Source organism: Methylomagnum sp. (assembly GCF_054333355.1).
In genome coordinates this window covers 1-4,035 of the sequence record NZ_JBTEKS010000390.1, presented here as the reverse complement: position 1 = coordinate 4,035, position 4,035 = coordinate 1, and the positions used below count along the sequence as shown (strand labels likewise).

Annotated in this window: 6 protein-coding genes and 1 pseudogene; 3 read left to right on the top strand and 4 right to left on the bottom strand. The window is 62.6% G+C overall.

What is annotated here, in order from left to right; all coding sequences use genetic code 11:
* From ACXWUF_RS19895 to ACXWUF_RS19885, 3 genes are all read right to left on the bottom strand, one after another.
* The coding region (locus ACXWUF_RS19895; protein ID WP_458496320.1) for a hypothetical protein at positions 1–244 on the bottom strand (244 nt) is incomplete at its 3' end.
* A 109-nt stretch (positions 245–353) separates the two neighbouring features.
* A complete protein-coding gene (locus ACXWUF_RS19890; protein WP_458496319.1) occupies positions 354–1,259 on the bottom strand; it encodes an ROK family protein in 906 nt (301 codons plus the stop codon).
* A gap of 357 nt (positions 1,260–1,616) precedes the next feature.
* Positions 1,617–1,793 (bottom strand): hypothetical protein, encoded by a 177-nt coding sequence (locus tag ACXWUF_RS19885; protein WP_458496318.1) that lies wholly within the window; start codon positions 1,791–1,793, stop codon positions 1,617–1,619.
* Between the two features lie 283 nt (positions 1,794–2,076).
* On the opposite strand from ACXWUF_RS19885, the pseudogene ACXWUF_RS19880 reads away from it, so the two are divergent.
* A pseudogene (locus tag ACXWUF_RS19880) lies at positions 2,077–2,190 on the top strand (type II toxin-antitoxin system MqsR family toxin); the annotation flags it as partial.
* A 3-nt stretch (positions 2,191–2,193) separates the two neighbouring features.
* The gene (locus ACXWUF_RS19875; protein WP_458496321.1) at positions 2,194–2,412 is read left to right on the top strand and encodes a YgiT-type zinc finger protein; all 219 of its coding nucleotides are present in this window, start codon (positions 2,194–2,196) and stop codon (positions 2,410–2,412) included.
* Positions 2,413–2,472: 60 nt separating this feature from the next.
* Here the strand turns inward: ACXWUF_RS19875 and queF are convergent, their stop codons facing one another.
* Positions 2,473–2,862 (bottom strand): preQ(1) synthase, encoded by a 390-nt coding sequence (queF, locus tag ACXWUF_RS19870; RefSeq protein ID WP_458496317.1) that lies wholly within the window; start codon positions 2,860–2,862, stop codon positions 2,473–2,475.
* Positions 2,863–3,156: 294 nt separating this feature from the next.
* Here queF and ACXWUF_RS19865 point away from each other — a divergent pair.
* The coding region (locus ACXWUF_RS19865) for a chromosome segregation SMC family protein (RefSeq protein WP_458496316.1) at positions 3,157–4,035 on the top strand (879 nt) is incomplete at its 3' end.

Sequence of the window (4,035 nt, the reverse complement as noted above, 5' to 3'; positions counted from 1 at the left end):
CCACCACCGGGCAAGGCCAGCCATCGACCCCGCCCAGCGCCGCCGGGGCATCGCATTCGGGCGGGGCATGGGCAAGCATCAGGCAATCGGGCGGGGCGTCCTCCCGCGCCAGACAAGCCCGCACAGCCTCCCGCGTCGCGTCGGATTCGACGCAGCGATAAGCCCCACCGGCCCCCCGCCGTATCTCCGCCCGGCCCGCCGGGCTGGCATCGACGATCAGCACCCATCGCTCGGCGTTGCTCATAGGCTTACTGTTCCTGACCTCGCTAGTTTCTGCCCTTCGTTCGGCGCGGGATAGCGCCCCTTGCAGGAATGTTATTCCCATCTTGCCGTCGCCCAACCCAACGCGCATCTCATGCCCACAGCCAAGCCGCCCCGCGCACGCCGCTGGAATCGCCATGCCGGGGCGGTAGCAGCAACGTGTCCACGCGGTCGGAAAAGACATAGCGTCCCCATAACTTTGGCACCGTTTCATACAGCCGGGCGCAGTTGGACAAGCCGCCGCCCAAGACCACCGCGTCCGGGTCCAGGATGTTGAGGACGTGGGCCAAGGCCCGCGCCAGCCGGTCGTCGTAGCGCCTGAGCGTGGCCTCGCAATCCGCGTCGCCCGCCGCCGCCCGCGCCACGATGTCCGGCCCGGCCAATTCGTGGCCCTTGTGAGTCGCGTAATCCCGCGCCAGCCCCGGCCCCGACAGGAAGGTCTCGATGCAGCCGGAATGGCCGCAATAACAGGCCGGTCCCGGCAGTTCGTCCGGCTGCGGCCAGGGCAGCGGGTTGTGGCCCCATTCCCCGGCGATGGCGTTCGGGCCTTGCAAGGGTCGGCCATGAACAATCACCCCGCCGCCCACGCCGGTGCCGAGAATCACCCCGAACACCACGCCCTGCCCCGCCGCCGCGCCATCGGTGGCTTCCGAGAGGGCGAAGCAGTCGGCGTCGTTGGCGACGCGCACCGGGCGCTCCAATAATTTCTGTAAATCCTCGACGATGGGCTGGCCGTTGAGGCAGACGGAGTTGGAATTCTTGAGCCGCCCCGTGGCCCGGGACATGGCCCCCGGCGTGCCGATGCCCAGCGTGCCGCGTCGGCCCAACTCGGTTTCCGCGAAGGCCACCAAGTCCCGGATGGTGGCCAGCGTGCCCGCGTAATCGCCTTGCGGCGTCGGGGCGCGGCGGCGCAGCAGTTCCCTGCCGCTGGGGTCCAAGGCGATTAACTCGATCTTGGTGCCGCCCAGGTCGATGCCTAATCTTAAATCGGTTTTCATGGTTGTGCGCCTCACTTTTGTTGTTATTGACCAGTGTCCGGGTTTTATCAGACTCTACGTCCCGGTAAATACGCTGCCCCCGCGCCTTGTGAGCTGGTCCGAGATTAAGGAGGCCCATGGATGAAAACTAGGGCAAATAATGCCTGCGGGAAAGCGGCGCCAGCTACCATGCGGAATTTGTGGTTTTTCGCCTGGAGCTGGGGGTTTCGGGCGGAAGCCCATCGGGCGCGCTGGGTGGCCTGATCCAGGCCGCGCCGTTCCAAAGCACTTATCTCAGACAAAAAGAAACCCGGCCAAAGCCGGGTTTCCTTGTCTCCTCATCTCCATCCGCCTTGAAGGCGGCGTCCGCCGCACTCCTTACGGCTTGGCGTTCTGCATCTGGCGCTCCACCTGGGACTTCGTTTCCTGGTAAGCCTCATAGGGAACGCTCTGCATTTCCCGGCCTTTCAGCAGAAAAACACCAACAATCGCGGCCACGATGATCGCGCCGATATAAATCCAGAAGTTATCTCTCTGTTGTGGTTCCTGATCCATGGACATGCCTCTTCTCGGTTTGTGTGGGTCGGATCCCGACCCGGCGGGCCGGGATGCGGGGCTTATTAGCTTACAGAACGGGGCTTGGGGCAAATACGTAGAAGTGCTTAGGCGTAGGCTGCGGTGCCGAATTCAAATTCAAGACTGAAGACTCATGCCGATCCGACTTTGCCGCAATCAACGGAATCCATTAATTTGGTCGACATGCAAACGCGCACACCCCATTACCGCTTGAGCGATACTCAGGCCATCGTAGAACGGACGGGCTTTCAAGCCCCACGCCAACCGCAAGATTTGGCAGGACGTTTACCACGCGCCGACGCCAGCGGGCAAAATCGCCTATATCAAGCTGACTCTGAAAGACGTCGCGGTCGTTATCCAGTTCAAGGAGAAATAAGCCATAACCGAACCACGCTTATGCGGCAGCTGCGGCACCGCCGGAATGGAACGAGCCATCCGCGACGTGACCCGCGATTTTCAGGGGCAGGCCATCACCACTATTCCAATGGTGGACGGCTGGCATTGTCCGGCCTGCGGGGAGGTGGAATTCGCTACCCGCGAGGATGCTTCCGCATTCTTCGCCATGGCCCAAGCCACCATGCAAGCCTCAGCCAATTAAATCGCGTTGCTTAGACCGACTCGGTTTTCAGAAACCGAGTCGGTCTTTGCTGCTCCCCAATCAGGGCAAATTCACCACCGCCGGGGCCTGCCACGCCGGGGCGCGATGCTCCGCCACCACCGTCGTGTAAATCCCGCCCCGCACGTTGAAGCGGGCGGTCAGCCGCATGAATCTCGGCTGCGTGGCGGCAGTGAGGTCGTCAAGGATGCGGTTGGTCACAGCCTCGTGGAACGCGCCCTCGTCCCGGAACGACCAGACGTAGAGCTTCAAGGATTTCAACTCCACGCACAGCTTCTCCGGCACGTACTCGATGAGCAGCGTGGCGAAGTCCGGCTGGCCGGTCTTGGGGCAGAGGCAGGTGAATTCGGGCACGTCGATGCGGATGGTGTAGTCGCGGCCCGGTTGGGGGTTCTCGAAGGTTTCGAGGTCTTTGGTAGGTGTGGTTGACATGGAAAGTTATAAACAGCGGTTGAACATTCATGGATTCATAGGATGGGTGTAGCGCAGCGAAACCCATCATGTCGCCCGACCCGGAACGATGGGTTCCGGCGCACGGAAACCGATTAGAAACCTGCCGCCACATTTGTGGTGCGCCTCCACCCATCCTATGGACTTGAGCCTTGGACGCCAAAAAGTGAGCGTAGCTTAGTCGGGTATAATAGCTGCCGGTTCCCGCCGCCCGCCAGACCACGCAACTTCCCCCCTCACTCGTACATACCCGGACATCCGCTGTTCTCCCAATAAATGCGCCTCGAAAAAATCAAACTCGCGGGCTTTAAGTCCTTCGTCGATCCCACCACCATCCCCCTGCCCGGCAACCTGGTCGGCATCGTCGGCCCGAACGGCTGCGGCAAGTCCAACATCCTCGACGCCGTGCGCTGGGTGATGGGCGAAAGCTCCGCCAAGCACCTGCGCGGCGAGAGCATGGCCGATGTGATCTTCAACGGCTCCAGCACCCGCAAGCCGGTGGGATTGGCCTCGGTGGAACTGGTGTTCGACAACGGCGAGGGCAAGGCGCCGGGCGAATTCGCCAAGTACCCGCAAATCGCCCTCAAGCGCCAAGTCACGCGGGACGGCCAATCCGCCTATTTCCTCAACGGCACCCGCTGCCGCCGCAAGGACATCACCGATTTGTTCCTCGGCACCGGCTTAGGCTCGCGCAGCTACGCCATCATCGAGCAGGGCATGATTTCCCGGCTCATCGAAGCCAAGCCCATGGAACTGCGCGAACTCATCGAGGAAGCCGCCGGCATCTCCAAATACAAGGAGCGCCGCCACGAGACCGAGCAGCGCATGGGCCACACCCAGGAAAACCTGGACCGCCTGCGCGATGTGCGGGACGAGGTGGCGAAGCAGATCGAAAGCCTCAAGCGGCAGGCGAAGAAGGCCGAGAAATACGTCGCGCTCAAGGACGAGGAGCGCCGCCACAAGGAGCAATTGCTGGCCCTGCGCTGGCGGAAGTATGACGAGCATTGGCAATCCCACCGCGCCACCCTGGCCCAGCACGAAACCCGCTTCCGCGAACTCCACACCGAAGGCCACGCCCTGGCCGAAACCCTGGAGCGCCACCGCGACCAGCACGAGACCCTGCGCGACCGCCTCAACGAGCAGCAAGGCCATTAC

What these genes read in the sequence shown, in the direction of transcription:
- ACXWUF_RS19890 (WP_458496319.1), bottom strand. Translation starts at nt 1,259, where the DNA reads ATGAAAACCGATTTAAGATTAGGCATCGACCTGGGCGGCACCAAGATC.
- ACXWUF_RS19885 (WP_458496318.1), bottom strand. Translation starts at nt 1,793, where the DNA reads ATGGATCAGGAACCACAACAGAGAGATAACTTCTGGATTTATATCGGC.
- queF (WP_458496317.1), bottom strand. Translation starts at nt 2,862, where the DNA reads ATGTCAACCACACCTACCAAAGACCTCGAAACCTTCGAGAACCCCCAA.